Source organism: Sphaerospermopsis sp. LEGE 08334 (genome assembly GCF_015207205.1).
Lineage (GTDB): Bacteria > Cyanobacteriota > Cyanobacteriia > Cyanobacteriales > Nostocaceae > Sphaerospermopsis.
The window spans coordinates 118,362-136,887 of sequence record NZ_JADEXH010000004.1 but is presented as its reverse complement, the minus strand read 5'-3'; the positions used below and the strand labels follow the sequence as shown (position 1 = coordinate 136,887).

Genomic DNA, 18,526 nt, shown 5'->3' with positions numbered 1-18,526 from the left:
TTTGGATTGTATTTCATGAATCCAATCTAAAATCTAAAATCTAAAATCTAAAATCTAAAATTCTGCTAACTCCTGACTCCTCTAAACATCCATTTCCGCTAATTCTAACCAGCGTTCTGTAGCCACATCTATAGCTTGCTTGAGTGTTTCTACCTGTTCATATAACTTTTGTACTTGGCTATAATTTCCCGGCGGCACATTTGCTAATGCTTTTTCTGTTTCTGCTTTTTCTGTTTCTAATTGGGCAATTTTACCTTCTAACTGCTCAAATTCCCGTTTTTCCCAGTTAGATAAACGCCGACGTTTTTTAGTTTCTGTCTCTGGAGTTGGTGTTTTTTCCTCGGTGGTATTTTTCGCCTTTTCTTTACTATTAACTGCTTCCTGTTGTGCAGCTTCTTCTGCTTTTTTGTAATCTAAATAAACTGAATAATTCCCCGGATACTGTCGTAAATTCCCACCTTCTTCTAGTGCAAAAATAGTATCTACAGTACGATCTAAAAAATACCGATCATGGGAAACTACAATTACACACCCAGCAAAATCTTCTAAATATTCTTCCAAAACTGCTAACGTTTGCACATCCAAATCATTAGTCGGTTCATCTAAAATTAAAACATTCGGCGCACTAATGAGCAAGCGTAACAAAAATAAACGCCGTTTTTCTCCTCCAGAAAGTTTATAAATGGGTGCATATTGCTGATTTCCTGGGAACAAAAAACGCTCTAACATTTGGGAAGCAGTAATTTTTGTGCCGTCAGCAATTTTGATAAATTCCCCTTCTTCCTTAACGTAATCAATTACGCGCTGATCTTCATTTACTGCTGATAGCAATTCTTCAGAATGTTGATCAAAATAAGCAATATGTATTGTACTACCAATTTCTACAGTACCGCTATCTGGTTGAGTACGTCCGGTGATGATATTCATTAAAGTTGATTTTCCAGCACCGTTACCACCAATAATCCCGATTCTATCTTCGGGACTAAATTCATAGGTAAAATCATTAATTAATGTTCTATCATTGTAGGCTTTAGTAATGTTAGTTAGTTCAATAACTTTTTTACCAATTCTGCGTCCAACTGTAGAAATATCAACCTTACCCTGAGCTTGTTTAAACTCAGTTTCGCGCATTGCTTGAATACGTTGAATCCGGGCTTTTTGTTTGGTACTTCTGGCTTTTGGTCCTCTCTTTAACCATTCTAATTCTCGTCGTAATACACCTTGATGTTTACGTTGACTACTGACAGCAGATTCTTCTGTTAAAGCTTTCTTTTCTAAATAATAGGAATAATTACCGGAATAGGTGTAAATATCACCTCTATCAATTTCGATAATTCTATTAGTAACTTTGTCCAAAAAATAGCGATCGTGAGTAATGAGAAATAATGCACCACGAAAGCGATTTAAGTAACTTTGTAACCATTCCACAGATAAAGCATCCAGATGGTTTGTAGGTTCATCCATCAATAATACATCTGGTTCAGCTAACAAAGCTGTTGCTAGTGCTATCCGCTTTCTGTAACCTCCTGATAATGTGCCAACTTTCACATCAAAGTCAGCAATTCCTAATTTTGTGAGAATTATTTTAGCATTAGTTTCTAATTCCCATGCACCAGTAGCATCCATCTGCTGCATGACCTGAGATAAGCGAGACATTAATACAGAATCTTCTGGATAATGAGCTAATTTATCCGTTAGTTCTTCATATTCCCGCACTAAATTTGTATGTTCACCACTATCAGCAAATATCTGTTCTAAAACTGTGTGATTTTCATCTAATTCTGGTTGTTGAGGTAAGTAAATGATTTTTGCACCAGAGTTAGTTAAAATTTGTCCACCATCTATTGGTTCTAGTCTGGCTATCATTTTTAATAAAGTTGATTTACCAGAACCGTTAGTACCGATTAAACCAACTTTATCAGTGGCATCAATGCTAAATGTGGCATCTTTTAATATTTCTTTGATCCCAAAATCTTTTTTAACTGATTGTAATGTAATAAGACTCATAAAATTTGGTAATTGGTAATGGGTAATGGGTAATTGGTGATTGGTAATTGGTAATTGGTAATGGGTAATTGGTTACTATTACCCCTCTTCCCTGTCACCTGTCACCTGTCACCTGTCACCTATCCAACAAATAAATCCAGGGGTAAATGTCCATACATTTCATTTACTCCACCTTCATAATAGGATTGACAAGAAACTAATACTCCGCGATGATGTCCAGCGTAGGAATCTAAATAACACAGTCCATTTTTACCGTTTAATTTGATATAAACTGAACCTTCTGGGTGAGGTAAATTATCTGGTGCTTGATAACCAAAAGCTTGAGAATAGGTTTTCATGGCTAAAATTCCCTCTTCTGCTGTATCAGCACAAATGCCTAAAATTTGGTAATCAGACTGCTTAATAAGCAAAATTATTGCCTCACGGGTTAGGGCTTTTTCTAGTGGTTTGAGGACGGGTGCTATATCTAAGCAGTTAAATTTGTTGAGGATTTTTTTGGCTTCGGAAATGGTGAGGTTGGTGCGATTAGAAGTTGACATATAGCAATTGGAAGTGTGAATTTACTTGGCTAGACAGGAAAAAGGTAAAAGGTAATAGAATTATAGAAGATTAAGGTATATTTCGTGAATTGAAAAATCAAATCTTCATCCTTTATATTTTATAGATGTAAGTAAGCATTCAGCATTCAGTAATCAGTAATCAGCTTTTGTTTCTAGTGAGGCTGAGTTAATAAAAATGATGCTCCAGTTTTGTTAAATTACACCAGTGTTAATGATATCAATTTACAGCCTCTTATTAATGCTTTTCTTCTTTTTTACTCACTCCTGACTCCTGACTCAAGAGGGCAACCACAGGGGGTTGCCCCTACGACTGATTCCTTGTATTTTTGATACAAATCAAGATTGATTTGAGATTTTACCCAAGTTAAAAATAAAGGGAATACTACCTTGGGAATTTTCACCCATAACAAGCACATTTGGCATTTGTGCGCCTCCTGTTTTCCAAGCTTCAATTGCTTCTTTTTGTAAAACCAATTGCCCTCCTTGAGCTTTGAGAGTTTCTGCTAACAGTCTTTGAGCTTCGGCTTTACCTTTAGCGCGGTTAATTTCGGCTTGGGCTTCTTGTTCGGCTTCTCTTGCTATATAGACGGCTCTTTGCGCTCGCTGTTCCGCAATTTGTTTTTCCTCAACTGCTCGCGCAAATTCTGGAGAAAAGGTTAAGTCAACTACGCTCGTATCTAATACGATTATCCCATATTTATCTAAGCGATCGCCTAATGCTGTATCAAAATCTTCTTTTAATTCACTTCTTTTGGTAATTGCTTCTTCTACTGTACGTTTTGCTGCTGCTATTTTAAATGCTTCCTGGGTTTGGGGAGCAATAATTTTAGAAACTATATTTTCTAGTGTACCTTGTTTTCTTCTCACTTGTACTACTTGTACAGGATCAAGGCGAAAATTAATGGCAAATCTCGCAGTTAAATTTTGCAAATCTTTGGTAGAACTTTCTGCGGGAACTTCAAATTTCTGCACCGTTAAATCATACACATCTATCACTGAGATAAATGGTGGTTTAATGTGAATACCTTCTGTTAAAGCACCGTCTCTAGCTTTACCCAAGATGCTAATTACTCCCGCTTGTCCAGGATTGATAATGACAAAGGAATTTAACCCCAAAATTACTAATATTGCTGCTATTATTCCTATAATTGAAGTTTGTAAATTTCCAAGTTGTTGATTTTTCAAGGTTATATCTCCTTTTATATCTGATTTTTGAGTAAAATAACACAAATTAAGTTAATTAAAACTAATATTTGCCCACTATTTAGATTTTTAATGTCATTCTGCCTGAAAATAACCGACCAATAACTGTTTTTAATTAGGTTTCTGAAAATACACTGCTAGTAATATGATTCTAATCTTGCTCAGGAAGCAGGATTTATTACCTGATTTATGGTAATATTGGCTGCACGCGATTTTAAAAGGCTGTGGCTACAGGAATCAAATCTTACAAAGCATCAAGAAGGCGTAGGCATTCTGTACATCCTCTGCAACGTCTGTTTGACTATGGACATAAATATAAACGACAAATTTGGTTAGCTACTGGTGCTTCTGTCCTCAATAAAGTTTTTGACTTAGCACCACCGGCTTTAATTGGTATTGCGGTGGATGTGGTTGTCAAACAACAAGATTCTATCATTGCTGGGTTAGGTATTAAAAATATTTCTGGCCAGTTTGCTATTTTATCTTTTCTCACGGTCGTTACTTGGATCTTAGAGTCATTTTTTGAGTATCGCTATAAGTTACTTTGGCGCAACTTGGGGCAGAATATTCAGCATAATTTACGTCTAGATGCTTATAAACACCTACAAGAATTAGAATTAGCTTATTTTGAAGAACGCAGTACGGGTGGTTTAATGTCTATCCTCAATGATGATGTTAACCAACTAGAGCGTTTTTTGGATGTGGGCGCAAATGATCTCATCCAAGTGATTACAACTATTTTAATTATTAGCAGCACCTTTTTTATTTTAGCGCCTAGTGTAGCATGGATGGCAATGTTACCTATGCCCTTTATTTTAGGTGGTTCTGTAGCTTTTCAGAAATTACTTGCTCCCCGCTATGCTAATGTACGGGAAAAGGTGGGTTTACTTAATGGCAGATTATCTAACAATCTGAGTGGGATTACTACTATTAAAAGTTTTACATCCGAAGACTATGAAGCAGCACGGGTAGCATCGGAAAGTAATGCTTATCGGGTTAGTAATGCCAAAGCAATTGCTTTTTCTGCGGCTTATATTCCCATTATTAGAATGTTTATTTTGGCAGCATTCACAATATTGTTAATTTTTGGAGGAATGCAAGTCATAGCAGGTAATCTAGCAGTTGGAGCTTATAGTTCTTTAGTGTTTTTGGTGCAATTATTATTATGGCCTTTAACCAGATTAGGAGATACTTTTGATTTATATCAAAGGGCAATGGCTTCTACTAATCGAGTCATGGATTTGTTAGATACTACCATTGAAATTCATACAGGAAATATTAATTTACCTGTGGAATTGGTGCGGGGTGCAGTAGAATTTAAAAATGTGACTTTTGCTTATAAAGATAGACCACCAGTCATTAAAAATTTATCTTTAGAAATTCCAGCAGGAAATACCATTGCTATTGTGGGTTCAACAGGTTCAGGAAAAAGCACATTAGTTAAACTTTTGCTGAGATTTTATGAAGCCCAACATGGTAAAATTACTCTTGATGGTGTGAATTTACAAAGTTTAAATTTACGAGATTTACGCCGTTGTATTGGTTTGGTTAGTCAGGATGTGTTTCTGTTTCATGGTACTGTAGCGGAAAATATTGCTTATGGCACATTTGACGCTTCCCAGGATGATATTATCATGGCGGCGAAAGTAGCAGAAGCCGATGATTTTATTATGCGTTTGCCCCAAGGTTATGAGACAATTGTGGGAGAAAGGGGGCAAAAGTTATCTGGTGGACAGAAACAACGAATAGCTATAGCTCGTGCAGTTTTGAAAAATCCACCCATTTTAATCTTGGATGAAGCGACATCAGCAGTGGATAATGAAACAGAAGCGGCTATTCAGCGTTCTCTAGAAAGGATAACAGTAAATCGGACAACAATTGCGATCGCTCACCGTCTATCTACCATCCGCAATGCTGATTGTATTTATGTCATGGAACATGGACAATTAGTAGAATCAGGAACTCATGAACAACTGTTAGAAAAAAATGGTGTTTACTCAAGTCTCTGGCGTGTACAATCGGGGTTAAGATAGATTTTCAGGAGTCAGGAGTTCAAGGAGTCAGGAGTTCAAGGAGTCAGGAGTTCAGAATTTTAATAAAAAAATATTTCTATTTATCACCAATTACCAATTACCCATTACCAATCAATTATGTTTAGCAGTGCAAAACCAGAAACAGGGGATACTAAATGGCGGAGACAATTAGATAAATTTGTCAAAGAAAATCAGCAAGAATTAGCTGCTTTATTTTGGGGATTGTGGTTAGAAAATGGCGATAGTCAAGGAACTATTGGTATTGATCTACAACCCCAGCCGCATTTTGTTTATTGTCCTAAAGAAGCGGTAGAAAAATTAAATGAGCGAGTGGAAAACCGACTACAGGAACTTCTAGGAATTATTGATAATAATAAACCGGAAACAGAAGTTTTAATGATTGGTATCGGTAAAGGAGAAGTCAAATTAATTCAATTTGCACCTGAACCAACACCGCAAAAGTGTTTTGAACAAGCTGGTAAAGATGTGGATACTTTATTAGACGTATTGGAACAAAAGATGAGTGAACAGTTAGTAATTTAAGGGGAGCATCCCAATTTTGAAAAAAATAAACACAGCCACACCAAAAACTCTCTGAAACTCTCTTACCTTTGTGTCCTTTGCGCTCTTTGCGGTTCAATCATATTCAGCCTTGGTGCATATTATTTCCATAGATAAAAATAAATTTACACATTTAGGATGCTCCCAAATTAAGAAAGCAGAAAATCGCCAATTTAGAAATAAGAAAATGATCAAATAGGAGAAAATAATGCCTAGAAAACGTCTGACTGAATTATTACAAGAAGAAGCTCAAAAATTTACCCCATCTCCAGATGAAACTGCGATTGAAGTTACAGCAGAAAAAGTCTTAGATACAGAAGAAACAGCAGAAACAGAAATTTCTACATCTGAGGAAACCACGGTTAAAACACCCTTGGAAACCACCGCTAAACGCGCAAATCCTACTAAAGCAGAATTAGAAATTACCATGAAAAACTTACAGGAATCTTTGGAAAAATCTCAAAATCAAGAAACTGCGCTAAAACAAGAAATCACTGAATTAAAAACCGCATTATCTGAACAGAAAGCTTTATCAGAAAAACTAGGTAAAGAACTTTATGAAACTAAAAAAACAGCATTAAAATTAGCTGAATCTAATTCTCAACTTATAGAAGAAAATAATGAATTTAAAAAGCAAACAGTGACAGAATCTGTGAAAGAACCTGTGAAAGAAACCGTAAAACAACCTGCAAAAGAAATTACTAAATCGTTATCTGTTAATCCCAGAAAATCCTACAAACCACCAGAAATAATTGTAGAAAAATCTAAACCAGATACAAAGAAAGATGATTTTTCTAATAATACTTGGTTGTATGATTAGAATTTAAGCTCCACATCCTACCGCAGTTAGCAAGGATTCAGAATACTTTACCCCAAAGAAAATATTTTTAGCTGCTTCTAATTCTTTCTCCTGACTCCTTACCTAAATTCTAAAATATGTTCTGCTGTAATTTCTGCTTTTTCCAAGTGGGGAATATGACCACAATCTTTAATCCAGATTAGCTGACTTTGGGGAATAGCTTTTTTAAATTTGGGAGCATCCTTAGTTCCTAAAATTTTATCACTATCACCCCATAAAATTAGGGTTGCCTGTTGAATTTTTGCCAATTGCGGAAATGTAAAAGCACTGTAACCACCGCTTTTAGTAAAAGCAATTAAAGCTTGACTCCAATTAGGCATTTTTAAGTGTAAATCCCCACAACATAAAGCATCCGCATTGATTAAATCTGGGTTTTTATAAGCACTGCGACAAATGCGATCGCGCACTTTGGGATTACGTAAAAACTCCGCTGCTAAATTATATAACTGGGGAATCATTAATTTACTTAATGCTGAACCACCTTTCAACCCAGCACTATCAATTAATATCAATTTTTGCACCACTTCCGGGTAAGTGAGGGTAAAATCTATCGCCGCAGCACCACCCATAGAAGCACCAACCAAAATCACAGGTTGGTTAATCAGGGTTTTCCAGAAATAATAGAGATGAGTTTTAATAGCTAAGGGACTATAAGCAATATCCGGTTGTCTGTCTGTAAAACCAAAACCCAGTAAATCTACTGCCCAAGTTTCATTTTTTTCAGCCAGCAGGGGTAAAAGTCGGCGATACTCTAAAATCGAACTATCAAAACCATGAACTAATAAAATCGGAGTACCGCTACTACCTTGATGTACGTAAGTAGTGGTAATAAGTTCAGGACTTAAAGGAGTAGCAATGTCTTGACTTTGGATACTTTGAGCCAAGGCAATAGAAGCTGGTTCTGTCAGCTTGTCAACAGCAGCGGGTAAAAAACTTGGAAACATAAACATCAGTTTACATCATCTTCACTACCTACTACTGACAAAAATAAAATTTCCCCAAATGAAAAAATGGGGACCAAAGCCTCGTACAATAAAAATCACTTATTCTGGATTTCTGGAGAGTCAAGCCATGCCAATGGCAGTTGGCGTAATCGAAACTTTAGGTTTTCCCTGTGTACTCGCAGCAGCAGACGCGATGGTTAAATCTGCCGCTGTCACAATCGTATATTATGGCATCGCAGAAAGCGGACGCTTGTTAGTCGCCGTCAGGGGACAGGTGGCGGAAGTTAAAACAGCAGTTGCAGCGGGAATAGCTTCTGGAGAAGAAGTTTTTGGTGGACAAGTGATCACTCATTACATAGTTCCCAACCCCCCGGAAAATGTGGAAACGATTCTACCCATCCACTTCACTTCCAAATCTGAACCTTTTCGGATTTTTTAAGCAAATTTGCTATCAAATTAACTTGTAGCAGATAATTTTATTCATAAAGGAGATTAATAATGTCACTACAGGCCGTTGGATCTTTAGAAACAAAGGGTTTTCCCGCAGTCCTAGCAGCAGCAGACGCGATGGTAAAAGCTGGACGAGTTACCTTAGTTGGTTATATCCGAGTAGGTAGCGCCCGGTTTACAGTGAATATTCGTGGTGATGTTTCTGAAGTTAAAACCGCTATGGCCGCTGGTGTGGAAGCAGCAGAAAACGTCTATGGTGGTACTTTAGAATCTTGGGTGATCATCCCCCGTCCCCATGAAAACGTAGAAGCTGTTTTACCCATTGCTTATACAGACCAAGTTCAGCAATATCGAGACTCTGTAGAAAATCCCATCGTCAGATCATCCAGCGGTAGATAAATACAGGGAAAAGGTGACAGGTGACAGGTGACAGGAAGAAAAAGATTCTCCCCCAATCCTACACCCTACACCCCACACCCGATAATTGACTACGGACTAATAGATATGTATTCAAAAGCAATAAATTTTTAGTTCTCTTACTGCCATATCCAGAAATAATTACTTAGGGGATGCTGAATAAATGTAAAACCCAGATAAATCAAGGGATTGAGAATGATTAAAATTAAAATTGTGCAAGGTTTTAGGTACTGTGAGCCTAAGAAAGCTTGCACTTTGTTGGTGTTTGCACAATTTCCAAATCAAAAAAAACTCCTTGATAGCGAAGCGTAGCGTAGCCATACTCCTAGCCCCTCACAGATAACTTTTTCAGCAAACCCTACTTAAACTCAGTGATCTCAGTAACAGTAAACCTATAAGCTATTTATAGTAATATTCTGAATACTGAATTGAGTAGCAGTTCTGCCCTGTTCTGCCCTTTTACCAAAATAGCTCCTGACTTTTGTAAAGAAATGATATTTGGATACAAAAATCTAAAGCTTTGATTAATTTTACTCAATAGTTTCCCTGGGGAGAAATAATTGTAATTGTGAGCATATCCAAATAATCTTTGTTTTTATGAAAGATGTGTAAACTGCAAAACTACTTGACTTTTCTGACTTGACTTTTCTTATTGTCTAATAAATATCAAGACTGGTAAAGAAGTGAACGCAAAAATAACGAGAGAAAGCTGAAACTTAGACAGGTTAATTTTCGTCAGAGACTCATAATTAATCTTTTTTACCTTTGGAAGTAAGCATTCAGCCGTTAGCTGTCAGCAGTCAGCAAAAGTAACAAAGAACACAAATATCAGCCTGTGAATTTCTCTGCTCAAAGCCTGGTAATCTAGTAAAATTATGATTTTATTAACAACCAGTCTATTTACATCTGAAAGCTGATTACTGATTACTGATAGCTGAATACTTACCTTTGGACTAACAAAGTGAAATACCTAAACTAAAGATTCAGCTTTCTGATCAAAAATCAATCAGCAAGATTTTTTGAGAAGTAGTTTGCGTATTTTGAGAACAAGGGCAGCTATTGGTTAGTAATTTAAGTGGGTATAGGGGTTGTAATGCAAACTTTAAAGCCGAGTTTCGAGGAGCGCAATCTCACTATGGAAACGGATACGGCACACTTAGCGCAATATTGGCAAAAGCGACTCGCTGCTGAATGTCCAGAACAAAGTGAGGGCGCTAGACATAGTATTTTGCTTTGGCTTTTGGGATCAGATGTCAAAAGATTTGATTTACTCACCCCAAAAGAACTGGAAATAGCTAAACAAGCAATGGAATATCGCTGTCGGATTTTACAGCAGCGATACTTAGGAATGGGGCGAGAACGTGCTTATCGTAACCTGATTAATCGCTTGGGAAGCGTGATGACACTGAGAAATAAAATTCAAACTTGGGTGTCTTTAAGTCGCGATCGCCAGCGCAGTGTAGTTGATGTACTACAAGAAGTTCTCCAAGAACTGCTGCAAAGTGATTCATATATGCAGCAACAAATGTCTGCCATTGCCGATGTCACCACAGATAGAAGATTACAGGATACCTTACTATTTGCCAGCATCGAAGAATATTGTTTGCGTCCAGTACGTAACCAACCCCTCTTGGCTTATCGTTTTGTTAACTACTTGCGACGGGTTCAGCGTGGTGGGCTAACCCAAGTTCCAGCTAACGACTTGATTCGATTGGTTTCTGATGAAGTGCTAACAGAAGATACAGATAACCCCCTGAACTTGGTAGATAATCAGGCGATCGCCCAATATCAAGAAGCACAAAAATTAGAAGAGCAACAATCACTACGTCAAGCTGTATATCAAGAATTTGCCCAATACTTACTGGAAAATCTGGGACAAACCGCAGTAGATTGGCTGCAATTATACCTCCAAGGCAAAACTCAAGAAGAGATTGCCAAAAAACTCAATAAGCCAATTAAGGAAGTATATCGACTGCGTGAAAAAATTAGCTACCATGCTGTCCGCGTTTTTGCCATCAAAGGTCAATCAGAACTGGTAGAAAGCTGGCTCTCAATTTCCTTACAAGAACACAATTTCGGTTTAACACCAAACCAATGGCAGCAGTTGGAAGAAAAAGTCACCAATCTGGGCAGACAGATTCTCCAGTTACGCAGAGCCGGTCACTCTATAGAAGCAATAGCCCAAAATTTACAACTCAAAACCCATCAGGTTATGGGTGAATGGACTAAAGTCTATCTGGCTGCTCAAACTTTAAGAACAAAAGATTCTCTTTAAATTTCGCAACTTTGGGGTGAAATCTTCATCAGGCATAAGGTAAGGGGTATAGATTTTTGTTGTTTATTATACCCCCTTTCCTCAATCTTTATTCATCTAATAAACTTCTTAACATCCAAGCTGTTTTTTCATGCACTTGCATTCTTTGAGTTAACAAATCTGCACTAGGTTCGTCATTAACTTCATCTACCAAAGGAAAGATTGATCTTGCAGTTCTGACCACAGCTTCTTGTCCTTCTACTAATAACTGGATCATTTCTTTGGCTTTCGGCACTCCTGGAGTTTCTGGAATGGAACTGAGTTTGGCGTATTCGCTATAAGTTCCTGGTGCGGGATAGCCAAGCGCCCTAATTCTTTCAGCTATTAAATCAACTGCTAAGGCTAATTCTGTATACTGGGTCTCAAACATCAAATGCAATGTTTGGAACATTGGACCTGTGACGTTCCAATGAAAATTATGAGTTTTTAGATACAGTGAGTAAGTGTCAGCTAATAAGCGAGACAAGCCCTCAGCAATTTTGCCTCTACTCTCCTCATCAATACCAATATTTAGATTTTTGACATTTGTTGTCGATGACATAATTTTTTGCTCCCAATAACTAGATTAAAGTGCTGGTTGTGATTCGTTCTTTCGCTATCCTACTCGAAGCCTACACCCCTATTTATGCTAGGTGCATCTTCAGCACACTCGGAGTAGCTTTTCTGACTCTAGCTAAAATCGTTTCTTTGCCTAGACGCTGACAAGCTTCATAACGATGGCAACCAGAAAAGCCATAATAGCGTCCATCCACCTCTAGAACGTCTATCGGTTCTTGTTGCCCAATTTCTGCTATTGATTCCATTAGTTGCTTAACTTTCCCTGGCTCGTTCTGACGCGGTAATGGGCGTTGAATTTGATTTAAAGGAATTTCTTGAATTTTTACCATAGAAGTTCTGCTGATGAGTTTTCTATCCTAACTAAATCATAATCATTATGACTTCGATTTGCAACTATTTGAGAAAAAAAAGGTAATGATATGATTGAATGGCATCAACAACAAAGCAAAATCGCTACAAAATTCCTTAAAATTTGCCTTCAAGCCTCACTGTGGTAGCAAAATCAGGTTTTCATGAAAATCTTTTTCTGGCGTTCTTCTTACAAAATACTCACCACATTCTGTTTACTGGGACTGACTGCTGCATCAACTCCTGTCAACAATAACCCAGATGTGGAACTGAAAATTGGTATTGTCCAGCGATTTGGATCTACACCTACTGCTAAATTAAAATTGACACCGACCAAAGGCGATCGCCTAAAGCTAAAATGGCAAGAAGGTAATCAGCAGCAAACCTTAGTAACTGCCAACCCCATCCAACTGGAAACAGTCATGGAGACTTTGCCTCAAGCAAAAGTGCAGGAGGTAGTAGTTTTAGGCAACTATCGCACCTTTGAAACAGCAGAAGACAGCGCCAGAAATTGGCGTTCTCAAGGTGTAGAAGTGGAAATAGCTCAACCCGAACGCTGGCAAGTATGGGCAAAACGAGAAGTTTACAGCAGCCCTTTATTACGGCGTTTGTTGTTACAGAACATACAAGCATCAGGACAGACACTGCCATATTTAGATACACAAATTCTGCAACAAGTACCGCGTGTCAGTTGGGAAATTAATGGGAAGCGATACAGCAATAATTATTTAGAAATTACCACAGATAAAAATTTAATTCGGTTGAATACAGGCACAAAGCCAGAAAATGCTCGTCTTTTCCCAGGGAGATTGAAATTACAGCCCAATGCTTATGGTAGCTACTCCTTAGTCAATCAAGTTCCTTTAGAAACATATTTACGGGGAGTTTTACCTTATGAAATTGGCACAAGAGCGCCCCAAGCGTCCCTAGAAGCTCAGGCTATAATTGCCCGCACCTATGCCCTGCGGAATGTACGCAGATTTGAAGTTGATAACTATCAATTATGTGCGGATACACACTGCCAGGTTTATGATGGACTAAATGGCGTGGCAAAAACCACAGATCAAGCGATCGCTGCCACCAGGGGCATGGTATTAACCTATAATAACGAATTAGTCGATGCCCTCTATTCTTCAACTACAGGTGGTGTTACAGCTTACTTTAGCGATGTGTGGAATGGAGAAGATCGTCCTTATTTACGCCCAGTTGTGGATGCAGCTACAAATATTTGGGACTTGTCAAAAAAGAATTTAGCAGACGAAAATAATTTGCGGCAGTTTATTAACCTACAACAAGGATTTAATGAAAGTAAATGGGATGTATTCCGCTGGAGCAAACAAACCAGCTTAGAAGATATTACCAAAGACTTACAAAAATTTTTGCGGGCAAAAAAGAGTCCATATAGCAAATTTAAAACCATTGAAGCTATAGCTGTTACCAAGCGTAGCAACAGCGGTAGAATTTTAGAACTAGCTGTAAAAACAGATATTGGCGTTTTCACCTTACATAAAGATGAAGTTCGCAGCGCCTTTGCGGCTCCCCGCAGTACACTATTTTATTTACAACCTCTCAACAAAGGTACACCAGGGATCTGGGGATACGCTTTTATTGGTGGAGGTTTAGGACATGGAGTAGGGTTAAGTCAAACAGGCGCTCAAAACTTAGCCAAACTCGGCTGGCCAAGTGCTAGAATTCTTCAGTTCTATTATCCGGGTACAGAACTTAAAATACTTGGTAACGAAATTCAACCTTTCTTAACATCTTCAGATAGCAAAACAGGTAAATAATTGCGTTAAGCTAGAAATCACAAGAGAAGAAATTGATACAAGACATCCACCGCGGTACTGCTGTAACAGTAAGGCGGTGGGAGGCTGTCAAAAAAGTAAAGCCCGACTTTTAGTAAAGTTCTTCTTCTTTGTGAGTTTGGATTGTACAGTCAGAAGTTGGGTATGCAACACAAGTCAAAACATATCCAGCTTCGATTTGATCATCATCTAAGAATGATTGATCAGATTGGTCAATTGTACCAGAAACGATTTTACCAGCACAGGTAGAGCAAGCACCAGCGCGGCAAGAGTAAGGCAGGTCAAGACCCTTTTCTTCAGCAGCGTCTAGAATATATTCATCGTCTTTAACGTCAATGGTTTCTGTTGTGCCTTCAGTTTCGTTGATTAAAGTAACTTTGTAAGTAGCCATTTAGTATTCCTCTCTTGTTACAACGGCAGTATAAGCTATATTTCAGCAAAATTGGCGGCTGACCTGAAAGGATGAACCGTTGATTTTTATTTGCTTCAATTCTGATACTACGGGAAAATCTCAACCTTGTAACGGAAATTTGACCACGATTAGTAATGAAATTTAGTTACTTATTACCAATAAGTTTTAGTTATGTAAAATCCTCATTGAGACAGATGGCGACAGCATCTTTGAGGGTATGATTTTTTTGGTTGCATTGGACTGGTGACTCTTGACTGGGGATCCTTGACTGGGTAATAAATTTTATTTTTCCCAATTACCAATTACCAATGTTAATTAATAACTGACAATTAAACTTATGAAAATGATGTATAATTTCGAGCCACCTTTAAATCAAATTATGCGGGTGGGTTTAGTTGGGACTGGGTATGCAGCAAAATTGAGGGCTGAGGCATTACAGCAAGATCCGAGGACACAGTTAGTAGCGATCGCTGGTCATACTCCTGAAAAAACCACTGCTTTTGCTCAGGAATATCAAGCAGAAGTGATGAATTCTTGGCTACAGTTAATAGAACGGGAAGACTTAGATTTAGTAGTAATCTCCTCGATTAATCAGGATCATGGTAAAATAACTCAAGCTGCCCTGACAAAAGGTAAACACGTAATTGTCGAGTATCCTCTGTCTCTGGATGTCAAGGAAGCAGAAGCACTGATCGCCTTAGCAAAAGCAAAAAATAAACTGCTGCACGTTGAACACATTGAACTTTTAGGCGGTTGGCATCAAGCTTTAAAACAACATTTAGAGCAACTGGGTTCTTTGTTTTATGTTCGTCAAAGTACCGTTAAACCTGAAAACCCTGCACCCCGCAAGTGGACTTACAACCATGAACAATTTGGGTTTCCTTTAATGGGGGCGTTATCTCGCTTACATCGTCTAACTGACTTGTTTGGTGAGGTGTTATCTGTTAACTGTCATCAGCGATATTGGGAAACAGAAACAAACTATTATCAAAGCTGTATCTGTGTAGCGCAGTTGTGCTTTAGTAATGGTTTGTTAGCACAAGTGATTTATGGTAAAGGTGAAACCATCTGGCAGTCAGAACGAAAGTTTGAAATTCACGGTGAAAAAGGCGGTTTAATCCTCGATGGTAACACAGGAATTTTCGTACAGCCAGAAAAAACAACATTGATAGATATGGGTACTCGTCGGGGATTATTTGCTAAAGATACGACAATGGCATTAGACCATCTTTTTTATGGTACGCCTTTGTATGTCACCCCGGAACAAAGTTTGTATACTTTAAAAGTGGCAGATGCTACTCGTAAAGCTGCCCAAACAGGTTTAACTATATTTCTAACAAAAGACTAGATAGATGAGAACTGAACAAATTGTTATTTTATCCGAAAGAGAAATAGAAAAAATGCGTCGGGCTGGACGTTTAGCAGCAAAACTGTTACAGCATCTAGAACCGATGGTTAAACCAGGGGTAAGTACCCAGCAACTCAATGATGAAGCAGAAAGATGGACACAAGCACAGGGGGCTAAAAGCGCACCTCTAGGTTATAAAGGTTTTCCTAAGTCAATTTGTACCAGTGTAAATGAAGTTATTTGTCATGGTATTCCCCATGCTAGACAAATTCTCAAAGAAGGGGACATTATTAATATTGATGTGACACCTATCGTGGATGGTTATCATGGCGATACATCCAAGACATTTATTGTTGGTAATACTAGACCGAAAGCGCAGAAATTGGTAGAAGTAACCGAAAAATGTCTTTATTTGGGTATTGCGGAAGTAAAACCAGGGGCGAAAATAGGTGATATTGGTGCGGCTATTCAAGAGTATGCTGAAGTTGAGGGTTTTTCCGTGGTGCGGGAGTTTGTGGGACATGGAATTAGTAATATTTTTCACACTGCCCCAGATATTCCCCATTTTGGTACAAGGGGTAAAGGTAAACGGTTAAGACCCGGAATGGTGTTTACCATTGAACCGATGATCAATGAAGGTACTCAGGAAATGGAAATGTTAGCTGATGGTTGGACTGCGGTTACACGCGATCGCAAACTTTCCGCCCAATTTGAGCATACCATTGCTGTAACAGAAGATGGAGTAGAAATACTGACTTTACCGGAATAGGAAATAGGGAACGGGAACAGCCCAATTTTGAAAAAATAACCGCAGCAACACTAAAAAATCTCTTAAAACCTCTTACCTTTGTGTCCTTTGCGTCCTTTGCGGTTCAATCATATCAGTCCCTTGGATCATTTTATTTCCCCAGTTGAAAATAAACTTAAACATTTGGGATGCTCCCCAGGGAACAGAGTTAAAAATGTTTTAGTATATCAATTTGTATACCGCTATTACTATGGAAAAACCTCAGCATGAACGTGGAAAAACCTCTCGACGTGGTTTTTTGGGAAAGGCATTAACTACAGCTGGTACAGTCATAGCAGCACCAGCCTTAATACCTCAAACTAATGTAGCCAAAAATACTACCCATTCCAACACGGGTGACATGAATATCACACTCAAAATCAATGGTAAAACCCAATCTTTAACCATTGAACCCCGTGTCACCCTCCTGGATGCTCTACGGGAAAACATGGGATTAGTAGGTAGTAAAAAAGGCTGTGATCATGGACAATGTGGAGCTTGTACAGTTCTTATAGATGGTCAACGAGTTTATTCTTGTCTGTCTTTGGCAGTGATGCAGGAAGGAAAGGAAATAGTCACCATAGAAGGACTAGCAAAGGGTGATACTCTCCATCCCATGCAAACCGCTTTTATTGAAAATGACGGTTTTCAGTGTGGTTACTGTACCCCTGGTCAAATTTGCGCCTCTGTGGCTTTATTAGAAGAAGTTAAAAAGGGTTGTGTTAGTTATGTTACGGCTGATTTAAACAAACCACCACAATTAGCAGAACTTTCAGAAACAGAAATAAGAGAAAGATTAAGTGGTAATCTTTGCCGATGTAGTGCTTATAATGGCATTGTCGCCGCTGTCCAACAGGTAACAGGACAAAAACCCCCTTCTCCCAACGCCCATATTATGGCCAGTGAATATCAGGAGGTGCAAGCATCATGAATAACTTTACCTATACTCGCGCTACCTCTGTAAAAGATGCCGTTCAACAAGCAACGAGTGATAAAAATTCCCTGTTTATTGGTGGGGGAACAAATGTGGTTGATCGACTCAAAGCCTTTCTAGATGAACCATCCCAACTGATAGATATTTCTCGCTTGCAGATGCAAAGTATAGAAAAGATAGCTAATGGTTGGCGGGTGGGAGCTTTGGTAACAAATACAGCATTGGCTGATCATCCGGAAATTCGCCGCAATTATCCTTTTTTATCCAGAGCAATTCTTTCTGGTGCATCGCAACAAATTCGCAACGTGGCTACTGTGGGTGGTAATCTCTTACAAAGAACTCGCTGCCCTTATTATTACGATACTGCTTTTGCTTGTAATAAACGTGAACCGAGAAGCGGTTGTCCAGCAGCAACGGGGATAAATCGGATGCACGCTATTCTCGGTGCAAGTGAACAATGTGTAGCTGTACATCCTTCAGATATGTGTGTAGCTTTGTCTGCTTTAGATGCGGTGGTAGAAGTTGAAGGACCAAAAGGAAAACGACAAATACCTTTTGTTAATTTTCACCGTTTACCAGAAAACACACCCCAAAAAGATAGTAATTTAGAAGCGGGGGAATTAATCACTGCCATCATTTTACCGCCTTTATCCTGGGCAAAATCAGGAGTTTATTTAAAACTGCGCGATCGCACTTCCTACTCTTTTGCTTTAATATCTGTGGCAGCAGCTTTAGAAGTTGCGGGTGACAAAATAAAAGATGTACGCTTGGCAATGGGTGGAGTAGCACATAAACCTTGGCGTGCTAACGAAGCAGAAAAGTTTTTAATTGGTAAACCTGCGGATATTAACACATTTACCCAAGCTGCAAATATCGCCTTACAAGGAGCGAAACCTTTAGCTCACAACGGTTACAAAATAGAAATGACAAAACGGGCAATTCGTCGCGCCCTCATGGTTTCTGCTCAAGGTGGAGGTATAGTATAG

18 protein-coding genes are annotated in these 18,526 nt (G+C 38.5%); 11 read left to right on the top strand and 7 right to left on the bottom strand.

All coding sequences use genetic code 11. The features are described from left to right. Positions 1-81: 81 nt before the first annotated feature. From IQ237_RS03770 to IQ237_RS03760, 3 genes are all read right to left on the bottom strand, one after another. Positions 82-2,007 carry an ABC-F family ATP-binding cassette domain-containing protein gene (locus tag IQ237_RS03770; RefSeq protein ID WP_194052464.1) on the bottom strand — a complete coding sequence of 642 codons (1,926 nt, stop codon included), beginning with the start codon at positions 2,005-2,007 and terminating at the stop codon, positions 82-84. 119 nt (positions 2,008-2,126) lie between these two features. Next, the gene (locus IQ237_RS03765) at positions 2,127-2,546 is read right to left on the bottom strand and encodes a DUF1824 family protein (RefSeq protein WP_194052462.1); all 420 of its coding nucleotides are present in this window, start codon (positions 2,544-2,546) and stop codon (positions 2,127-2,129) included. 357 nt (positions 2,547-2,903) lie between these two features. Then, positions 2,904-3,752 carry a prohibitin family protein gene (locus IQ237_RS03760; RefSeq protein ID WP_194052460.1) on the bottom strand — a complete coding sequence of 283 codons (849 nt, stop codon included), beginning with the start codon at positions 3,750-3,752 and terminating at the stop codon, positions 2,904-2,906. A gap of 242 nt (positions 3,753-3,994) precedes the next feature. On the opposite strand from IQ237_RS03760, the gene IQ237_RS03755 reads away from it, so the two are divergent. The 3 genes from IQ237_RS03755 (at position 3,995) to IQ237_RS03745 (ending at position 7,184) form a co-directional block, all read left to right on the top strand. Beyond that, the gene (locus tag IQ237_RS03755) at positions 3,995-5,803 is read left to right on the top strand and encodes an ABC transporter ATP-binding protein (RefSeq protein ID WP_194052458.1); all 1,809 of its coding nucleotides are present in this window, start codon (positions 3,995-3,997) and stop codon (positions 5,801-5,803) included. 117 nt (positions 5,804-5,920) lie between these two features. After that, positions 5,921-6,346, top strand: a complete 426-nt coding sequence (locus IQ237_RS03750; protein WP_228019624.1) for a hypothetical protein — start codon at positions 5,921-5,923, stop codon at positions 6,344-6,346. A 226-nt stretch (positions 6,347-6,572) separates the two neighbouring features. Beyond that, positions 6,573-7,184 carry a hypothetical protein gene (locus IQ237_RS03745; RefSeq protein ID WP_194052456.1) on the top strand — a complete coding sequence of 204 codons (612 nt, stop codon included), beginning with the start codon at positions 6,573-6,575 and terminating at the stop codon, positions 7,182-7,184. A gap of 98 nt (positions 7,185-7,282) precedes the next feature. Here IQ237_RS03745 and IQ237_RS03740 read toward each other — a convergent pair whose 3' ends face one another. Then, on the bottom strand, positions 7,283-8,167 hold the full coding sequence (locus IQ237_RS03740) for an alpha/beta fold hydrolase (protein WP_194052454.1): 885 nt from the start codon (positions 8,165-8,167) through the stop codon (positions 7,283-7,285). 127 nt (positions 8,168-8,294) lie between these two features. Between IQ237_RS03740 and IQ237_RS03735 the strand changes: the two genes are divergently transcribed. From IQ237_RS03735 to IQ237_RS03725, 3 genes are all read left to right on the top strand, one after another. Then, positions 8,295-8,606, top strand: a complete 312-nt coding sequence (locus tag IQ237_RS03735) for a carbon dioxide-concentrating mechanism protein CcmK (RefSeq protein WP_194052452.1) — start codon at positions 8,295-8,297, stop codon at positions 8,604-8,606. A gap of 59 nt (positions 8,607-8,665) precedes the next feature. Further along, on the top strand, positions 8,666-9,016 hold the full coding sequence (locus IQ237_RS03730; RefSeq protein ID WP_096569894.1) for a carbon dioxide-concentrating mechanism protein CcmK: 351 nt from the start codon (positions 8,666-8,668) through the stop codon (positions 9,014-9,016). Positions 9,017-10,115: 1,099 nt separating this feature from the next. After that, positions 10,116-11,309: a HetZ-related protein 2 gene (locus IQ237_RS03725; RefSeq protein ID WP_194052512.1), complete on the top strand. Its 1,194-nt coding sequence runs from the start codon at positions 10,116-10,118 to the stop codon at positions 11,307-11,309. Positions 11,310-11,397: 88 nt separating this feature from the next. Here the strand turns inward: IQ237_RS03725 and IQ237_RS03720 are convergent, their stop codons facing one another. Together IQ237_RS03720 and IQ237_RS03715 are read right to left on the bottom strand one after the other, a co-directional pair. Beyond that, positions 11,398-11,889 (bottom strand): Dps family protein, encoded by a 492-nt coding sequence (locus IQ237_RS03720; protein ID WP_187041034.1) that lies wholly within the window; start codon positions 11,887-11,889, stop codon positions 11,398-11,400. Between the two features lie 82 nt (positions 11,890-11,971). Then, a complete protein-coding gene (locus IQ237_RS03715; RefSeq protein ID WP_194052450.1) occupies positions 11,972-12,235 on the bottom strand; it encodes a ParB N-terminal domain-containing protein in 264 nt (87 codons plus the stop codon). A 183-nt stretch (positions 12,236-12,418) separates the two neighbouring features. Between IQ237_RS03715 and IQ237_RS03710 the strand changes: the two genes are divergently transcribed. After that, a complete protein-coding gene (locus tag IQ237_RS03710; RefSeq protein ID WP_194052448.1) occupies positions 12,419-14,041 on the top strand; it encodes a SpoIID/LytB domain-containing protein in 1,623 nt (540 codons plus the stop codon). Between the two features lie 109 nt (positions 14,042-14,150). Here the strand turns inward: IQ237_RS03710 and IQ237_RS03705 are convergent, their stop codons facing one another. Continuing rightward, positions 14,151-14,450, bottom strand: a complete 300-nt coding sequence (locus tag IQ237_RS03705; RefSeq protein WP_194052446.1) for a ferredoxin — start codon at positions 14,448-14,450, stop codon at positions 14,151-14,153. A 367-nt stretch (positions 14,451-14,817) separates the two neighbouring features. Between IQ237_RS03705 and IQ237_RS03700 the strand changes: the two genes are divergently transcribed. From IQ237_RS03700 to IQ237_RS03685, 4 genes are all read left to right on the top strand, one after another. Continuing rightward, the gene (locus tag IQ237_RS03700; protein ID WP_194052510.1) at positions 14,818-15,819 is read left to right on the top strand and encodes a Gfo/Idh/MocA family protein; all 1,002 of its coding nucleotides are present in this window, start codon (positions 14,818-14,820) and stop codon (positions 15,817-15,819) included. A gap of 4 nt (positions 15,820-15,823) precedes the next feature. Next, positions 15,824-16,588 (top strand): type I methionyl aminopeptidase, encoded by a 765-nt coding sequence (gene map / locus IQ237_RS03695; protein ID WP_194052444.1) that lies wholly within the window; start codon positions 15,824-15,826, stop codon positions 16,586-16,588. Between the two features lie 229 nt (positions 16,589-16,817). Continuing rightward, the gene (locus IQ237_RS03690; protein WP_194052442.1) at positions 16,818-17,537 is read left to right on the top strand and encodes a 2Fe-2S iron-sulfur cluster-binding protein; all 720 of its coding nucleotides are present in this window, start codon (positions 16,818-16,820) and stop codon (positions 17,535-17,537) included. Further along, positions 17,534-18,526, top strand: a complete 993-nt coding sequence (locus IQ237_RS03685) for a xanthine dehydrogenase family protein subunit M (protein ID WP_194052440.1) — start codon at positions 17,534-17,536, stop codon at positions 18,524-18,526. The genes IQ237_RS03690 and IQ237_RS03685 overlap by 4 nt, the downstream gene beginning before the upstream one ends.